This window comes from Lentisphaera profundi (assembly GCF_028728065.1).
In the GTDB taxonomy this organism is placed as follows: domain Bacteria; phylum Verrucomicrobiota; class Lentisphaeria; order Lentisphaerales; family Lentisphaeraceae; genus Lentisphaera; species Lentisphaera profundi.
Genome location: NZ_CP117811.1, coordinates 2,210,962 through 2,228,852, shown reverse-complemented (window position 1 = coordinate 2,228,852; position 17,891 = coordinate 2,210,962). Strand labels below are relative to the sequence as shown.

General features: G+C 39.3%; 14 protein-coding genes. 10 read left to right on the top strand and 4 right to left on the bottom strand.

The genetic code is table 11. The features are described 5' to 3' along the window. The first annotated feature begins 2 nt into the window (after positions 1 to 2). The 5 genes from PQO03_RS08980 (at position 3) to PQO03_RS08960 (ending at position 5,867) form a co-directional block, all read left to right on the top strand. Positions 3 to 776 (top strand): thiazole synthase, encoded by a 774-nt coding sequence (locus PQO03_RS08980; RefSeq protein WP_274149674.1) that lies wholly within the window; start codon positions 3 to 5, stop codon positions 774 to 776. Further along, positions 773 to 1,894, top strand: coding sequence for a 2-iminoacetate synthase ThiH (thiH, locus tag PQO03_RS08975; RefSeq protein ID WP_274149673.1), 1,122 nt, complete (start codon positions 773 to 775; stop codon positions 1,892 to 1,894). The genes PQO03_RS08980 and thiH overlap by 4 nt, the downstream gene beginning before the upstream one ends. Positions 1,895 to 2,030: 136 nt before the next feature. After that, complete coding sequence (locus PQO03_RS08970) at positions 2,031 to 2,630, top strand: paraquat-inducible protein A (RefSeq protein WP_274149672.1); 600 nt, start codon at positions 2,031 to 2,033, stop codon at positions 2,628 to 2,630. Next, complete coding sequence (locus tag PQO03_RS08965; protein ID WP_274149670.1) at positions 2,611 to 3,210, top strand: paraquat-inducible protein A; 600 nt, start codon at positions 2,611 to 2,613, stop codon at positions 3,208 to 3,210. The genes PQO03_RS08970 and PQO03_RS08965 overlap by 20 nt, the downstream gene beginning before the upstream one ends. Before the next feature lie 14 nt (positions 3,211 to 3,224). Next, positions 3,225 to 5,867, top strand: coding sequence for an MlaD family protein (locus tag PQO03_RS08960; RefSeq protein ID WP_274149669.1), 2,643 nt, complete (start codon positions 3,225 to 3,227; stop codon positions 5,865 to 5,867). 15 nt (positions 5,868 to 5,882) lie between these two features. Here PQO03_RS08960 and rpe read toward each other — a convergent pair whose 3' ends face one another. Further along, entirely contained in the window at positions 5,883 to 6,557 is a 675-nt protein-coding gene (rpe, locus tag PQO03_RS08955) for a ribulose-phosphate 3-epimerase (protein ID WP_274149668.1), read from the bottom strand. 101 nt (positions 6,558 to 6,658) lie between these two features. Here rpe and PQO03_RS08950 point away from each other — a divergent pair, with 101 nt between their 5' ends. The 5 genes from PQO03_RS08950 (at position 6,659) to PQO03_RS08930 (ending at position 14,310) form a co-directional block, all read left to right on the top strand. Further along, positions 6,659 to 8,260 (top strand): site-2 protease family protein, encoded by a 1,602-nt coding sequence (locus PQO03_RS08950; protein ID WP_274149667.1) that lies wholly within the window; start codon positions 6,659 to 6,661, stop codon positions 8,258 to 8,260. Position 8,261: 1 nt separating this feature from the next. Beyond that, positions 8,262 to 9,017 carry an ABC transporter ATP-binding protein gene (locus tag PQO03_RS08945; protein WP_274149666.1) on the top strand — a complete coding sequence of 252 codons (756 nt, stop codon included), beginning with the start codon at positions 8,262 to 8,264 and terminating at the stop codon, positions 9,015 to 9,017. Between the two features lie 153 nt (positions 9,018 to 9,170). Next, on the top strand, positions 9,171 to 10,130 hold the full coding sequence (locus tag PQO03_RS08940) for a hypothetical protein (protein WP_274149664.1): 960 nt from the start codon (positions 9,171 to 9,173) through the stop codon (positions 10,128 to 10,130). Positions 10,131 to 10,252: 122 nt separating this feature from the next. Then, complete coding sequence (thiC, locus tag PQO03_RS08935; protein WP_274149662.1) at positions 10,253 to 12,106, top strand: phosphomethylpyrimidine synthase ThiC; 1,854 nt, start codon at positions 10,253 to 10,255, stop codon at positions 12,104 to 12,106. Positions 12,107 to 12,159: 53 nt separating this feature from the next. After that, positions 12,160 to 14,310: a cation:dicarboxylate symporter family transporter gene (locus PQO03_RS08930; protein WP_274149660.1), complete on the top strand. Its 2,151-nt coding sequence runs from the start codon at positions 12,160 to 12,162 to the stop codon at positions 14,308 to 14,310. Here the strand turns inward: PQO03_RS08930 and PQO03_RS08925 are convergent. The 3 genes from PQO03_RS08925 to PQO03_RS08915 all read right to left on the bottom strand — a co-directional run bounded on the left by PQO03_RS08925 (position 14,296) and on the right by PQO03_RS08915 (position 17,856). Beyond that, positions 14,296 to 14,694 (bottom strand): YraN family protein, encoded by a 399-nt coding sequence (locus PQO03_RS08925; protein ID WP_337993427.1) that lies wholly within the window; start codon positions 14,692 to 14,694, stop codon positions 14,296 to 14,298. The genes PQO03_RS08930 and PQO03_RS08925 overlap by 15 nt on opposite strands. 121 nt (positions 14,695 to 14,815) lie before the next feature. Next, positions 14,816 to 15,517, bottom strand: coding sequence for a class I SAM-dependent methyltransferase (locus tag PQO03_RS08920; RefSeq protein ID WP_274149656.1), 702 nt, complete (start codon positions 15,515 to 15,517; stop codon positions 14,816 to 14,818). 5 nt (positions 15,518 to 15,522) lie between these two features. Next, the gene (locus PQO03_RS08915) at positions 15,523 to 17,856 is read right to left on the bottom strand and encodes a hypothetical protein (protein WP_274149654.1); all 2,334 of its coding nucleotides are present in this window, start codon (positions 17,854 to 17,856) and stop codon (positions 15,523 to 15,525) included. Positions 17,857 to 17,891: the final 35 nt, after the last annotated feature.

Here is a 17,891-nt window from a genome sequence, read left to right as displayed (position 1 = left end):
CAATGTCCGATAAGCTTGTAATTGCTGGCAGAGAAATCCGTTCCCGCTTTTTTGTGGGGACGGGCAAGTTTCAAAATAATGCTGCAATGATGTCGGCAATTGAAGCGAGTGGAGCTGAAATTGTTACCGTGGCCTTACGACGCTTAGACTTTGAAAGGGAAAAGGGCGAGAATATTATTGATGCTCTTGACCCTGAGAAGTACCTCATTTTACCAAATACAAGTGGTGCAGCCACTGCTGAAGAAGCAGTGGTGATGGCTAAGTTAGCTCATGCAGCAGGGATGCCGAAGTGGGTGAAGCTTGAAATTCATCCCGATCCGCGTTATCTGCTTCCCGATCCTATAGAGACTTTGAAGGCGGCAGAGATTTTGGTTAAAGAAGGTTTTACCGTACTGCCTTACATTAATGCAGATCCAGTTTTGGCTAAACGCTTGGAAGAAGTCGGTTGTGCAACAGTTATGCCTCTTGCTGCACCCATAGGTTGTAATCAAGGCTTACAAACCAAAGAAATGATCAAGATTATTATTGAACAGTCCAATATTCCTGTCGTAGTAGATGCTGGTTTAGGTGCGCCTTCTCATGCGTGTGAAGCGATGGAAATGGGAGCTGATTGCGTTTTAGTGAATACAGCTTTAGCAGCGAGCTCAGATCCTGCAGGTATGGCCCGTGCTTTTTCTATTGCTGTTGAGGCCGGTCGTCAGGCGTATTTATGTGGTTTGGCGAAACGTGGGACTCAGGCCTCAGCCAGTAGTCCCTTGACTTCATTTTTAAAATGAGTTTTTTAGAAAGTTTTAATGCTTTCGATAGCAGTGTTCTACAATCAAATTTAACTTGTGAAGATACCAGTCGTATTGAAGACTTGATTAGTTCAGGTTATCCACAAGAAGGCCTAGAAACTTTCTCATTACTGATGTCTCCTGCTGCAAGTGGGTATCTTGAAGAATTGGCGCAACTCTCTAGTCAATTAACCTTTGAGCGTCATGGTAAGATTATTCGTCTTTATGCGCCTGCGTATATGTCTAATGAGTGTACCAATACTTGTACATACTGCGGCTTTACTATGGAAAACAAGATAAGTCGTAAGACTTTAGACGAAAGTGAGATGGAGGCGGAAGCCAAATATTTAAATAAGCGTGGCTTTAGGCAGTTATTGCTTGTTTCTGGAGAACATCAGAAGATCGTGACCTCTGAGTATGTCGCCAAAATGGTGCGTTCTGTTAAGCCATATTTCTCTTCTATTGCTATTGAAACAGCGCCCTTCCGTCAATCAGAATACGAAGATTTAGTAAGTGAAGGAGTCGATTCATTAACTCTTTATCAAGAGACTTATGATAGGGATGTTTATGCTCAAGTTCATTTACGTGGTAAGAAAAAAAATTACGATTATCGTTTAGAGGCTCCGAGTCGTGGAGCTGAAGCAAAAATGCGCAAAATCAGTATGGGCGTATTGCTAGGCTTGGCTCCAAATTGGCGCCTAGATTCTTTGAATTGTGCCTTTCACTTAGATTGGATGATGAAAAAATATTGGCGTGTACAGTACTCCGTTAGTTTACCACGCTTGTGTGAATCCGAGACGGACTATAAGCCCGCGGCTGATGTAAGTGATAAAGATATAGTTCAATTGATCTTGGCCTGGCGTTTAGCTTTCCCTGATTTAGGGATCAATATTTCAACGCGTGAGCCCGCCTTTTTACGGGATGGATTAATCGGCTTAGGTGTAACACATATGAGCGCAGAATCTTCTACCGAGCCTGGTGGATACTGTAATCCTGAGTCTGCCTTGAAGCAGTTTGATATAACCGATGAGCGTAATGTGGATGATATTATTTCAATTATTGAGAGTCGAGGTCATGAAGCAGTCTGGAAAGATTGGGAGCCTTGTTTAATAGGTTGATGCTCCGGGTGTGAGCAGGTAGATGAATATTTGTGAATTATTCATTTAACCTTAATCTGCAAATCCTTGTTGCTTAGTGATCAAGATATATATTGATTGAAATTTAATTGCTTAGTATTTATTCCGGACGGAAATCATGAAAAAAACAGCATGTAAAGATTGTGGTCTAGTTATCGAAATTGAAAGTTTTGATGCGACTCACCAGTATTCATGCCCACGCTGTAAATCTGTTTTTTATAGACCAGGTGAATCTTTTGATCTGGTGTTGATGATGGCAATATCAGCATTTTTATTTTTTATACCCACGTTGTTTCTTCCCATCTTGACTTTGACTATCATGGGTCAGTCTCATTCGGTTACACTTCTTGAAGCAGTGCTCTTCTTTTTTCATGATGGTTATTACGTTATAGCAATTATAGCTTCATCGGTAGGGGTATTTATACCTTTAGTTCTTTTATTTATGATTATGATGTTGATTATTCCAGCTAAGATTGGGAAACCAATTAGGAAGTTGAAGGGCTTGTTTCGTTACTATGAACACCTCTTACCGTGGTCAATGGCAGAAGTCTATCTGGTTTCTATTTTTGTAGCTATAGTCAAATTAGCAGGAATGGCGACTTTAAAGCTTGATGTCGGTCTTGTTTTGTTCGTCTTTTTTTTATTGAGTTACTATGTGACTGTGACATGGTTTAATGCGGAAGATTTATGGAATCATTATGATGAATTGGAAGACTGATATTAGTGAGGGCAAAGTGCTATGCCTTATATGCGAGGAACTCCATGATCTGGAGGAAGTGCAATGTAGGCGCTGTTCAGCAAGTATCTCTCAGAGAAAACCTTCGTCTATTTCACAGACTTGGGCCTATGTTCTGGCGGCGACATTATTTTTGATTCCTGCCAACCTTATGCCGATGATGGTGGTGACGAGTATGGGCACAGACGAGGGAAGTACTATTATGGAAGGAGTTATTTATTTTTTGGCACATAAAGAGTATGGCTTAGGTCTTATTATTTTTGTTGCGAGTGTTGCAGTTCCAATTTTCAAGCTATCAGTTATTTATTTTCTTTTGCTAATTATAGCATTTAAGCAAAAAGAAAAAGCTAAATTAGGCTTGAAGCTTTTTCATATAATTCATTGTATTGGAAAATGGTCAATGCTGGATATTTTTGTTGTGGCACTGATGGTTTCAATGGTACAGTTTCAAGGTTTAGCCACGATTCAAACGGGTGCAGCGGCTATTTCCTTCTGTGGGGCAGTGATTTTTACGATTATTGCATCAGAAAAATTTGACCCACGATTGATGTTTGATAAATAAAAAGGGTAGTGACGATGGAACAAAAAGCAGTGATAAAGAATAAAAAACCCATTTATGTGGTGTGGATTATCCCTATTGTGGCAATGGTTATTGCAGGTCTAATGATTTTTAAATATTTTGACAATAAGGGTTTAGATATTGTTATTACATTTGATAGTGGAGATGGTTTATCTGTAGGTAAAACGCCTTTGCTTTATAATGGTATAAAAATAGGACAGATCAGTGATTTACAAGTGAATAAGAATGATGTGACTAAAGTAGATGCTACACTGATCTTAGAAAAAAAAGCTGCGGTTATTGCAAAGAAAGGCACCTTGTTTTGGAAGGTTGAGCCAACGGTGAGCCTCACTAGGATCAGTGGCTTATCAACAATTTTAAGTGGTGTGTATATTGATGTAATGACCCCAAGTAAAGACAAGGCGGAACTTGTAAGTCTTCCTGATCTTCGTGTTTTTCAAGCGGAGTCAGCTCCGCCAATTGATATCTATGAGCCCGGACTGCGTTTTGTATTAACGGCCGATGAATCTGATCTAAAGATTGGGGCACCGGTAATGTTTCGTGATATTCTAATTGGGGAAGTTGAGAATGTGGTTTTAAGTAAGGGAGGGGTTGAGTACTCAATTCACATTCAAGAGAAATATCAGCATTTAATTAAAGAAGAATCAAAGTTTTGGAAGATTTCAGGTATTGATATCAGGGCATCCTTAGCCGGGATTAGAATTAGTATGGATTCTTTGGCTTCCGTTATAGTAGGAGGTATATCTATTAGTTCTCCAGAGCATAGTAAAGTACTTAAAGACAAAGAGGGTGAATTTACCTTATACGACAGTATTGAAGGGACGTGCTTGGCAGATGATAAGATACTACTGACTTCTAAACGCGGTTATAATATCGATGAAAAATCAGCTTTTGTTTACTATAAGGGGATTCAGGCAGGTGTAGTTGAGAATGTCTATTATTATCCTCAAAGAGATGAAACGACATTTTCTATAAAGTTGAATGAGGATTTTCGTCATTTAGCCAATAGAGATGCTTACTTTTGGATTGTTGAACCACGATTAGGTTTAACTGGAGTACGAGGTTTAGATGCTCTAGCGAGAGGTCCTTACATTACATTCGAAACTAAAACTAAATCGACCGAGTTACTAGATGAGTTTAAGTTGAATGCTAATCCACCAGTAATGGAGGGACTTTCAATTCGTTTGAATGCCGCTAAGTCGTACAACCTTAAACAAGGTGTGAATGTAGTTTATAATGATGTAATCATTGGGACTCTTGTGAAATCTCAGATTTCGAAAATTTCCAAGCAAGTATTGTTTGATATTGTTATTGCAGATGAATATAAGCATTTAGTGAATGAGACCTCATCTTTTTATATTCAAGGAGCAGTAGAAGGCAATATTTCCCTAAAAGGTATGTACTTTAATGTGGGCTCGCTGAGTTCAATGATTCATTCTGGTATTGCTATGGCAACTAAGGATTCCGATAATAAAGTTAAGAAACAAAGCTTCGAATTACTAGGGAGCCACAAGGATTACAAAGAGAAGGTGTATACGGATGATGGGGGGAGTTTTCATACTATTTCGTGCAAAGTATTAGGATCGGTAAGTGAAGGTTCGCCGATTGTTTATAAGGGCTTTAAAGTAGGAAAAGTAATGTCCTATGAATTTGATGAAATAAGCGATCTCATCAAAGTTAAAATCTATGTGTCCGGAAAATACAATAATACGATAAACCACTCAACAAAATTTTATGATTTAAGTGGTTTTAAAATCAAAGCTGATATGACGGGTCTAAAATTTGAGACGGGGTCAGTCGAAAGTATCGTATCAGGTGGAATCTCTTATGTGACACCGATAAAGAATACTCAAGATCAATTGCCGAGTGAGTTTACTTTGTATGAAAGTTCTGATGCGGCTCAGAAGTATTACCTTCCAGTTACTTTTAGTAGCCTTAAAGAATCGGGTTTAAAAGTCGGTAGTAAAATCATCTATAGAACGATGACAATCGGTCAAGTCACTCATGTCAGTTTAGTTAGAGGCGTGCTAAAATATGATGCCTTGATAGAAGAGGAATACAAAGAGGTCCTAGCAGAGGATTCGAAATTTTGGATTGAGGATTTCGAGTTTAATATTGATCAAGTCAAAAATCCATTAGCTATTGTTACGGGAGCTTTTATAAAACTTTCTAAAGGTTTGAGTAAGGATAGTATAAAACATTTTGAGTTATTGGCCGAAACTCCTGCTGAAACTATTAATCAATTAGGCTTGAGAGTAGTTGTCAAAGGTGAGCGTTTAAGTAGTCTCAAAGTTGGAGCACCCGTTTTCTACAGGCAGATAAAGATTGGTAGTATAGAGGCCTTTAAATTAAGCTCAGATTCTACAGGTGTGGAGATGCGTTTATTTATTGACCCAGCATACAGCTATCTAGTGAGGAGGAATTCCATATTTTATAATGCGACGGCAATGGGTATGGATGTGAGTTTATTCGGGGTGAAGTTGAGTACGGAGACATTATCAACGATAATCCACGGTGGTATTACTATGGTAGTACCTAATAAACCTCAGGGCCTCGCTAGAGAGATGGAGCGTTTTGAGCTTTTTAATGAAGCGGATGATGACTGGCTCGAATATAAGCCAGTCATTGTAAAGGAATAATCCCTTAGGAGAAGTTTAAGAAGTTAATTCTTTTTGAGCTTCTTGCATTCCTTGTGGGTGACGAAAAAAGGCTGTACCAGCGACGAGAATATTGGCGCCCGCAGCTCGGACTATTTTAGAGGTTTCTTTGTTAATCCCACCATCAACTTCAATATGAAGACTAGGATTAACTTTATTTGCATGCTCACGAATGGTAGAGACTTTTCCCATCATCTCATGCATAAAGCTTTGGCCGCCAAAGCCTGGCTCTACAGTCATAATCAAAACCATTTGAATTTTATCGAGATAGGGAATGATACTATCTATGTCCGTGCCAGGTTTAAGAGTAAGTCCAGCACTCATGCCGTATGAGTGAATTTGGTCAATGACTTCTTGTATGTTACAGTCAGATTCCACGTGAAAAGTGATGTGATCACAGCCGGCTTCATGGAAACTTTGGATATACTCTTGTGGGTGACTAATCATTAAGTGAGCATCGAAAAAAGCTTCTGAGCATGGGCGTAGTTTAGCAATTACCGAAGGGCCAAAGGAGATGTTAGGAACGAAGTGTCCATCCATGACGTCAAGGTGAAGGAATTTGGCATTAGCATCATATGCACCCTTGACTTCTTGAGCTAAGTTTGCGAAATCCGCAGCGAGGATTGAGGGAGAAACGATAATTTCATTAGCGTCGAAGGTAGAGATTTTCATAATTTGAGTAGTCCTATAATCATTGAAAGAAGCCTTATTTAGCATATACTAGGTTAAATATTGTATAACGATAATTACATTTTATAAAAAAGGTCAGTTTTATGCCAGATGCCTTAGCAGGAGTTTTATCCATTTTATTCGTCGCGTTCTTTTTCGGCTTTAGTATATTTATTCATGAACTCGGACACATGTTAGCCGCTCTCTGGAGAGGTATGCACGTAGATAAGTTTTCTATTGGCTTTGGTCATAGGATACTATCAAAGCGATGGAAGGGGATAGATTTTATTATTGGTTGGTTACCCTTGGGGGGCTATGTGGCCTTGCCACAGATGGATGCCGCAAATGAGCCGCAAACAGAAGATGGTAAAGTTTTGCCTGAGGCAAAGCCTATTGATCGAATAATAACTGCCTTGGCGGGACCTTTATTCAATATTCTTTTTGCCCTTGTTTTGGGGACGATTATTTATTTTGTGGGCAAGCCAGTTTCACCCGCTGCAGAAGGACTTTTAGTTCAAGAGGTGCCGAAGGAATCGGTAGAATTCACTAAGGGTTTAAAAGCTGGTGATATTATACGCGAAGTCAATGATAAGCCAGCCTCTAGTCAACAGGTGACCTTGATGGAGTATATCATGCGCGATGATGTAACTTTAACAGTTGACCGTGGCGATCAAACAGGTTTAGTCATTGGTCCTTTTACTCCAAAGGGGAATAAGGATTACGAAGGACTAAGACTCATGAGTTTTGACAGTGAGTCATTATATTCAGCTGCCTTGGGAGGGATTGCGCCCGGTTCAGCAGCGGCGCTTGCGGGCTTACAAGAAGGAGATGTAATCAAAGCGATTGATGATGAAGCGATTAATTATTTTTATCAAATTGGCGATATTATCAATGCGGATGAAAGAAAAGAGTTTAAATTCTTAGTAGAACGTCAGGGGGTAGAAAAGACTTTTACAATCACGCCACAAGTAAAGAATAATCCGAAGGCAGGTATGGTTTTTAGAGAATTCCCTACGGTGATGAGCATAGTGCCTGAGTATCCAGCCGCATTAGCTGGCATCGAGGTAGGAGATGAGATTTTATCGGTTAATGGTTATCCTGTAAGCGACTTGGCTGATTTTAAGGGTGTTTTGTCACGTCATCAAAAAGATTCTATGAAAGTGGCAATACGTCGTGGTGACAAAGAGCTCGACTTAGATTTTGTTCCTAATTACGCCTATAAGCAGTTAGGCGTACAGCCGAAATTCGACATCTTAAAAATTAATCCCGTTGTCCAGATTACTCGAGTTGTTGAGAATACCTATGATACAGTAAAGGCTTTGATATCGCCTAATTCGGGTGTGGATATGTCGATGATGTCGAGCTTTGTGGGGATATCTAGTGGCATGTATAAGACAGTACGCCAATCTGGTATAGTTGAGGGCTTGAGTTTTGTCTTGATGATAAATGTAGCTTTGGCAATTTTCAATTTACTGCCATTCCCCGTTTTAGATGGTGGTCACATAGTTATTGCACTTATTGAAATGATAAGTCGTAAGAAAGTTCCTGCGGCTATTCTACAGCCGATCTACGTTGTCTTTATGCTTTTACTTATGACCTTTGCGCTATATGCAACATTTAATGATGTGCGAAGAGAAGTAGATACGCGTGAGTTAGTCCATCAGAAAAATCATATGCTTGTTGAGCAAGTAAAAATAATTATTTGATATGTTATCCGTTGATGAAGTAAGTCGAACGTTTGGAGATGCAAGAACAGGAGAAGTTCAAGCCTTAAAAAATGTAAGCTTTTGTCTAGAACCAGGAGAGACTGCAGGTTTGTTGGGGATGAATGGCGCGGGAAAATCCACGTTATTGCGAATTCTAGCGACTACACTCAAGGCGAGCGAAGGGAAGATGTCGCTGAATGGCCTAGAGTATAGTACCGAGGGCGATGAGCAGTTGAATGAAAAAATCCGCCATCATGTTGGGTTTTTATCTGGTAGCACTGGCTTATACAAACGCATGACAGGACGTGAAACGCTAGAGTTTTTTGGGCGTATGAGCTCCATGGAAGAAGAAAATTTACAAACTGTATTAGAAGAGTTTATTGCCCGCCTAGGGATGGCCGATTTTATTGATCGTTATACAGATAAATATTCCACAGGACAAAAGCAAAAAGTGAATATATGCCGAGCGCTGATTCATGGGCCTGATTTATTGATTTTAGATGAAGCGACAACGGGTTTAGATCCAGTGGCGCGTTTGCAGGTTACCGAGTTTATAAAAAAAATGCGGAATCCGCAACGAATGATGATGTATTCAACGCATTATTTCGATGAGGCAGAAAATTTATGTGACAAGTTATTGGTCTTACATAAAGGTTCATTGATGTATAGTGGAACGAAAGAAGAGGTTTTGCAGCAAGCTGACTGTGCATCATTAACAGAGCTTTTTACTGCTTTAGCAAATGAATGTAAGATATAAGTCACGAGTACTTGTTTAGCTTAAATGCTGTTGATTTGCTTGTTTTTTGTATTGATCGCCATGATCGGCTAGCTTTTTTGGTTGCATAAGGAAGTGGGATCATTAATTTAAGACTGTCTTTTTAGTGATATTTACCCATGAGGAGTTTTTAATATGAAACATAGATTATTTTTAGGTGCACTAGTATTAACGAGTGCGTCGAGCCTACTTGCCGACGATAGTAGCTACCACCAGAATTTTAATACAGCCGCAGTTAAACAGGTGAGTCGTTATAGCTCTCAGGTTATTGCTCCCGAGGGAGAAATATCTAGCTTTTACACAAAAGGCGTAGTCAGTTTTATAGCTGGTAAAGAAGGTTATGCTTTAAACTTAAGTGAAGGAAAAGGGCGTACCGAAGGACTTCTTCGTGTAGGACAGAAGTTTTATAACCCAAATGTAAGTAGTGTCGGGTTTTGGCTTAAAGCAACAGAGGATTCTTTTGGTATTAAAGGTAAGGAAGCGGTGATTGCAGAAGAACGAGGTAAGGAATCTTTTATATCTTTAGTTTTAAATAAATATGGTCGTTTTAGTTTGCGTGGTGCGACTACTTTTGTAGCAGACTTACCAACGGTAGAGAAGGTCATTGAAGAAAAAACTAAGAATTTTGAAGCGGATCTTAAAGAGCAAGAACTTATGTACCGCAAGCGTTACAATATTATAAATGATCGTCCCCTAAGTGATACTGAAAAAGTCGAAGTCGATAAAGCTTTGAAAGAGCGCTATGTAGTCGAAGCTGAACAAGAGTTGAAAGATTTGAAGAAATCAGGTTCTTATGAAGTTCAAAACTTTGATTTTTTGTGTGATAAGAAGATGAATACGGATGCCTTTAAGGATGGTGCTTGGAATCATATTGTGATTTCATGGAATAGTTTTTCGGGGAAGTATGTAGTTTTGTTTAATGGCAAAGTGATGATGACTACTGATGAATCAAAAACTTTACAAAACGGTTTTCGTAGAAAGTCAGGTGAGTTTATTACTTTTTCTCCTGAAAAATCAGGTTTACAGATGGCAATTGATAATGTCAAAATTAAGTCATATTTGATAGATAGTGATATAAAAACTTCAAGTTTTTAAGTTTTCGATAAAGACTCATTTTTAAAGGCCCGGAATTAGTCCGGGTCTTTTTTTGTTCTAACTGTGGAATAAGTCTAAAAAAAACTTATTTTGACGCAGATTTATTAAATTAAGGAAAACAGATGAGCAATAACCAGGATGTTGTAAGCAAGGATAAAGTCACTAGAGATCCTTTCCCCAATTCAGAAAAAATTTATGTGCAAGGAACCATTCACCCAGAAGTGAAAGTTGCGATGAGAAAAATTACTTGCGCAGATACAAAAACCAATGATATTCCAGAAAAAAATGATCCGGTAATGGTGTATGATACCTCTGGACCATACACAGATCCTAGTGTTGAAATCGATGTGAGTAAGGGCTTGGAGCCATTACGAGCAGATTGGGTTTTAGCTCGAGGTGACGTAGAAGAAGTTGAGATGAATTCAGAATACACTAAGTCACGTAGTATGAAGTCTAGCTTAGATAGCATACGTTTTGAAGGAATGCGTAAGCCTTTACGTGGGAAAGAGGGCCAACGCGTGACTCAACTCCACTATGCCAAACAGGGAATCATTACTCCAGAAATGGAATACGTAGCAATTCGCGAAAACATGAAACACGCCGCTATGTACTTAGAAGTAGTACATCCAGGAGAATCTTTCGGTGCAAATACGCCGAAGGAAATCACACCTGAATTTGTACGTGATGAAATTGCAGCGGGACGAGCCATTATTCCCAACAACATTAATCATCCAGAATCTGAGCCGATGATTATCGGTAGAAATTTCTTAGTAAAAATAAATGCCAATATTGGTAATAGTGCGATAAGTTCATCAATTGAAGAAGAAGTAGAGAAGCTTGTCTGGGCCACACGTTGGGGTGCAGATAATGTAATGGACCTTTCTACAGGTCGTAACATACATGAAACACGAGAATGGATTCTCCGAAATTCTCCCGTTCCAATTGGTACAGTCCCTATTTATCAAGCTTTGGAAAAAGTGAATGGTAAGGCGGAAGATTTAACTTGGGAAATTTTTAGAGATACTTTGATTGAACAGGCTGAGCAAGGTGTGGATTACTTCACTATTCATGCGGGTGTTTTACTGCAATTCGTACCGAAAACTGCAAGTCGTTTAACAGGTATTGTTTCACGTGGTGGAAGTATCATGGCAAAGTGGTGTTTAGCGCATCATAAAGAAAACTTTTTATACACACATTGGGATGACATTTGCAAAATCATGGCAAAATATGATGTTTCATTCTCTATTGGAGATGGATTGCGCCCTGGTAGTATAAGTGATGCAAATGATGAAGCTCAGTTCGGCGAACTTAAGGTTCAAGGTGGTCTTACTAAGCGTGCATGGGAATTGGGAGTTCAGGTTATGAACGAAGGTCCTGGTCATGTTCCAATGCAAATGATTAAAGAGAATATGGATAATCAATTGGACTGGTGTCATGAAGCTCCATTTTATACATTAGGTCCATTGATTACTGATATAGCTCCAGGTTATGATCACATCACTTCGGGCATCGGCGCGGCCATGATTGGTTGGTACGGTTGTGCAATGCTTTGTTATGTGACACCAAAAGAACATTTGGGCTTACCTAATCGCGACGATGTTAAAACAGGTGTGATCACTTATAAAATTGCGGCTCATGCTGCAGATATTGCAAAAGGACATCCTGGAGCAATGGCGCGTGATAATGCACTTTCAAAAGCACGTTTTGAGTTCCGTTGGGAAGATCAATTTAATCTTGGTTTAGATCCTGATACGGCAAGAGCCTATCACGATGAAACACTTCCACAAGATGGGGCAAAAGTTGCTCATTTCTGTTCTATGTGTGGTCCTCAGTTTTGTTCGATGAAAATCACTCAAGAAATACGTGAATACGCAGCGGCAGAGGGATTAAAAGAAGAAGAAGTATTGGCAAAAGCCATGCAAGAAAAAAGTGATGAGTTTAAGGGTTCAGGCTCTGAGATCTATCAGCCTAGCTAGCTAGAAAGAAATTGCGCTAAATTTATTTAGCGCAATGTTTTTTGGAAATGAATATGAAGAAAGAAAGAAAGAAAATGTCTTTGTCAAGCAAGATTTTGATAGGTCTTGGTTTAGGTGTAGTAGTCGGTTTATTTTTTGGTGAAAAATGTGCGTGGATGTCTCATGTAGGTTACGCCTTTATTAAAATCATGCAGATGACGATTTTGCCTTATATCACTATTTCAATGATCAAGGGTTTAGGCAGTCTTTCGCTCGATCAGGCCAAGAATCTTGCTATACGTGGTGGTGTGGTAGTTATTGCTTTATGGGCATTAGCTATAGCGCTATTATTATGTGTACCTCTGGTATTTCCAGAATTGAAAAATGCTCATTTTTTTCAAGCGAGCTCAGTGACGATGCCGGCGGCAGTCAATTACTATGATCTCTATATACCTTCAAACCCTTTTCATTCTCTGGCTATATCCGCAGTTCCTGCCGTAGTTATATTTAGTATGGCACTTGGTGTTGCCTTAATTACCATCGAACCGAAAAAGCATTTGATGAATAATTTAGTAACCCTTAATGATGCGATTTCCAAAATCACAAAAAAGCTGGTCAGTTTATCTCCTGTGGGGGTATTTGCGATTACCGCAAATGCAGCCGGGACTATATCTCCCGACGAATTACAGCGACTACAGGTATTTATTATTACCTATGTCGTTAGTTGTTTACTACTAACTTTTGTTATCTTACCAGCATTGATTAGTGCAATCACGGGCTATAAGTACAAAGATATCCTCATGTGTATTAAAGATCCTTTAATTGCGGCGTTTACACTAAATAATTTATTTATTGTACTTCCAATGCTTGCAGAGAGTTCAAAAAAAATTATGGAGATGAATGGCCGCCTCAATGATACGAATGAAGAGCTCGCCGATATTATAATTCCCATCTCTTTTAACTTTCCAAATCTTGCAAAAGTGATGAGTTTACTCTTTGTTTTATTTGCCGGATGGTTTGTGAATTCTGAGGTGCCCATTACAAGTTACCCCTCCTTTGCGATTTCGGGCTTACTCAGTAGTTTTGGAGCGAAGAGTCTAACAATTCCCTTTTTACTTAATAGTTATGAAATTCCGGAAGATATGTATCAACTCTTTATGTTAGCAGGAATCGTAACGGGCCGCTTTGGTATTCTCTTGGCATCAGTTCATCTGGTTTCACTTACCTTGATCTCGATTCGCTTTATGACCGAGGGATTTAAAATCACTCCGATGCAGCTTTTTAAAGCGAATATTCCCGCTTTACTTATGACCTTGTTAGCTTTCGTAGGAATGAAATTCTATTTTGCGGCTACAATTAAAAATGTAGAAGATAAAAGAGAAGTTCTTAGCCGTTTAAAAGTGGTGAATAAAGTTGACCATAAGGTATATACAGAAATCCCTGATTTAGAAAAAAATACTACCAAGGACCTCAAGACACGAGTGATGGAAAGAGGGATTATTCGCATAGGTTATCGCAAATCGAATTTACCTTTTACTTATTTAAATAATGCGGGTGAAGTTCAGGGATTTGATATTCAGTATGCCCATGAGTTAGCTAGAAATATGAATTGTAAGATAGCATTCATCCCTTTTGAACGGGATAATATGGCGGCGCTTTTAGCTGATGGGACGATTGATATAGCGACCTCAGGCTTACCGTTTTCACCTAGTTTACTAAATGAGGTGCGTTTTTCAGAACCTGTAATGACCGTAAATTTGGCTCTGATAACGAAGGATCACATGAAAAAAGAATTGTCGAGCAAGGAAAATCGTCTGAACAATGTTTATAAGATAGCGGTTTTGGATGACAACCCCTTTGTGGAAATAATTAAGGAACGAGCGCCTCATTTGAAGCTTGAATTTATAAATAGCGATAAAGAATACTTTACTGAAAAAAATGATTTTGATGCTCTCTTGATTTCTGCAGAAGCAGGAAGTGCTTGGACGCTGTATCATCCCGGCTATAGCGTTGTGATCCCCCGGCCCAGTGTATTTCGTTATGGATTAGCAGCGGCAGTAGCAGAGAGAGATGCCGACTTTTTAAGTTACCTGAATCAATGGCTGAAAGTCAAAGAAATCAATGGTTTTGAAGAGAAGAATTATGATTATTGGATCTTAGGTAAAGGTGCGGAAATCGCTAAGAAACGTTGGTGTATAGGTAGTGATGTGCTAAAGCTTTGGTGATGATTCACCAAAAGCATGTGGTCTAATTATTATTTGGTGTTGCCAAAAATGTTTATTTAAAATGACTTCAGCTATATCGAAACGAAAGGGGCAATGCATTAGTGAGTATTTCTTAAGGAAGTACTTTGCGCATTTCGCAATTCGCTGCCGTTTCTTTGAGTCTATGGCTTGTGCGGGGCTGATATCATGGGTTTTGTTTTGATGGCGAGTTTTAACCTCAATAAAGCATAGAGTTCCACCATCACGTGCAATAATATCTATCTCGCCTATATGCTCAAGAGAATAGTTTGTTCTCAAGATTTGATAGCCACAGCGACGTAATTGTCGCACGGCCATAGCTTCGCCTTTTCGACCTGTTTTTAAATGTGTAGCTTTTGCTTTCAATGAAAGCTTATGCGAGTATAAAAACCTGAGGGGATTGTGCGTTTAGAGCTTTCTTGCGGAATCGTCATTTCCCCTGATTCTGTACTTAGCTTCTCTCCCCAGACCGTGTAGATAAGGTTATCTAGGACTTTAGGGGTAAAATGGGGGTGTGGCAAGTGAATAATATGAACGCAGGCTTATCACTCATGACGGCTTTACAGCGTTCGAGATAGGGCATGATATCATCTTCAATCTTCCAAATTTCACCCTTGGTACCACGACCATAGGAAGGAGGATCCATGACTAGCGCATCATATTTGTTGCCTCGGCGTATTTCGCGATCGAGGAAACGATTGGCGTCGTCAACAATCCATCGGATATTAGCAATGTCATTTGCATTGGCGTTCAAACGAGCCCAGTCGACGATGCCTTTTGCAGCATCTAAATGGGTGACCTGTGCGCCACCTTTAGCCATTGCTAAGGAACTGCCACCAGTATAGGCGAACATATTGAGTGCTTTGACGTTGGGGTTGGATTTTTCTTTTAGCCACTCCCAGTTACTTGCGGCTTCGGCAAAGATGCCTAAATGGCCAAAGTTAGTGGGTCTAATGATCATTTTCTGTTGGAGGTATTCTATCTCCCATTGTTCAGGAAGAGTATTGAATTTCCAGTTTCCACCGCCCTTACTACTTCTTAAATAAATGTCTTTAGCTTTATTCCATTCATGTTTGGGGAGGCTTGGAGTCCAGCAAGCTTGAGGGCAGGGGCGAACCATTAAATGGCCACCAACATTTTCGAGTTTCTTAAAGTTTCCAGAGTCGAGTAGGGTATAGGTATTGTTCATGCAAATTATTCCTGTGCAGGTAAGTGATTTCTCCAAAGAGTTAACTTTTGTGAAAAGTAACTGACATTTGGCTCGAGTTTAACACATTCCTGTAAGAGTTCAACAGCTTTATTTATTTTGCCGGTAGCATACAGGCACTGAGCGAGAGTATCGAGGTGAGCGGTTAGCTTTGACTGGCTGTAAGCTCGTTTTGCAAAATCACTAGATTCATCTAATCGTTTGAAGCAGGAAGCTCCCAACCAAGCAATTTCATTGAGTTGAATACTCGCTTTAGGATAGCGTTTTATATGCTTTTCGAGCTTAGCCCAGCGATCGTCAAATAAATCAGTTTTTAGCTGGAGCACTTGGATGTTATGGGGGAGTTGGTACTTATGCAGGATGATTACAGGCTCGATGTCCATGGTGAACTCATCAGACCATTTTTTTGCAAATCGAATAATGTCTTGTTCTCTGCCTGAATTAATGGCTTTGATAAGTTGTAGGCGTAATAAATCTTTACGTATTACCAATGCTTGGGCAGGAGTATGGATCTTTGTAGGTTGTAGGAGTGCATGACTAAGCTTGAGTTCCGCAAACTTAGCCCATGCGGTGTAATCTTCTTTTTGTAAAAAGTGAGCGCTTGCTGAATCGATGAGAGGCATAGAGTCTTTGTTGAAAGTGATAGCTTGTGGATGTATGCGCCAGTAAACTTGCTCTAAAAGATCTTTTTGATTCAAGCGTTTAAAGAAGTAAGCCGTTTTACTTAAGTGAGCAAGGCTGATATAAAAAGATTCTGCAATGAGATTGGCTTTATGTGCTTTTTCAAAGTCTCCGGTTTGGTTTAATGCGTAAGTGGCGATTTCCATGAGTTCAGGGATTTTCATTTCGTCGCGAATGAGTCCATTATGCGCGGCACTTAAAAACTCCTTCTTCCTTAAGAGGGCAGTAGAAGCAATGATGATATGGTTAATATTCTGATTTTTGTCATTAATGACTTTTAAAGAACTTAAAGCTGCATCAGGAAGATTAATTTCTAAAGCTAAAGTGGAGCAGATAGTGACAAAATCATCTAAGTCTTTGCCCTGTAGCTTAAGATTTTTGTGAATGCTTATCAGGTAGTGTAGGAATGAATTTGGATTCTTTGTGTAAGATAAGAGGCAGGTGTAGTTCAATGCCTGTTGTTTGTCTAAGCGTTTACTTAGAAAAAGGTAGAGATCTGCGGCACTACTAGATTTTGTTAGATTAGCCATTGCGATATAGATGTGATTGAGATCTTTGCTGTTAAGGCAGAGCTCATAAAGAAATTGATAGGACTCTTGTGTGTAGTAGTGTTTTGATAAGAGCCAAGCAACTTTACTTAACTTTTGGTTTTGAGTCATTTCCTTAGAAAGACTTTTGAGCTCTTTGGGGATAGTTCCTTGAACGCTTTGGTAATAATGGATTTTATCCGGCTCGCTAGTTTGGTGGAGTAGTTTTTTGGCAAGTGAAAATTGGTCCAGTTCGATTAGGAAGGGAAAAATAAATTCTTTTTTAGGGTTGAGCAAGTAGGCTTCTTGATGCTGACCAGTAAAAATCAAGCTTTGAATGGAACGGGCAAGATTGGCATTTGGGTGCTTGATGATTTGGGAAACGAGTTCACTGGAGTCTTTGCCTTGTAGAAGGTTAATAGCCAGTTGATCATTCAAACTTTCATAATGCATTAAGGCTTCTGAGCTTTCTTCCTGGTAGATATCTTGAATGAAGCGCTCATATTCTTTGTAGTTTCCTGTGCGAGCAGAACATACGATCATTCTACGGCGTAAAAGGTATCGCAGGTTGTTATCGGTGGTCTTATTATTAGCTTTAATGAGAGCTTTTAAGCTGCGTTTATAGTCGCCTTTGGCTTCGTAGAGTAAGCTTAAGCAGTAATTTAGTCGAAAATTCCATAGTGGAGCATGATTTTTTTTACTGAGCGCTTCGATTTTTTCGATTACGCCTTCTACAGAATCTTTTTTGAGTAACCAGGTGTTTTGCTGTAGGATATTTTCCTGGGCTTGGACTTTGTTTTCTTTAAGCCATGTAATGAGTAAAGTTCTATAATATATATCACTTGAAAAGACTTTGATACTAGGGGCTTGATAATTGTTGAGGGCTTCAATTACAGGGCCATCATCCATTAAAACGGCATTCTCTAAAACTTTATAAGGGTTGATCTCCAGAAGTTTAGCAATGCTTTGGCTTAAAGATTCATTAGATGAACTCAGAAGAGTTTTTGTGCCTTTGGGTAGTTCTAAAGTCTTTTGTTCTTTGGCAGACGGCTTTATTGGCTGTTCTGCATAGAGATTTATTGCTAAAAAAATAAATAAAACTATTCTACTCATGAAATTATATACCTAAGCTGATTTTAAGCACTATA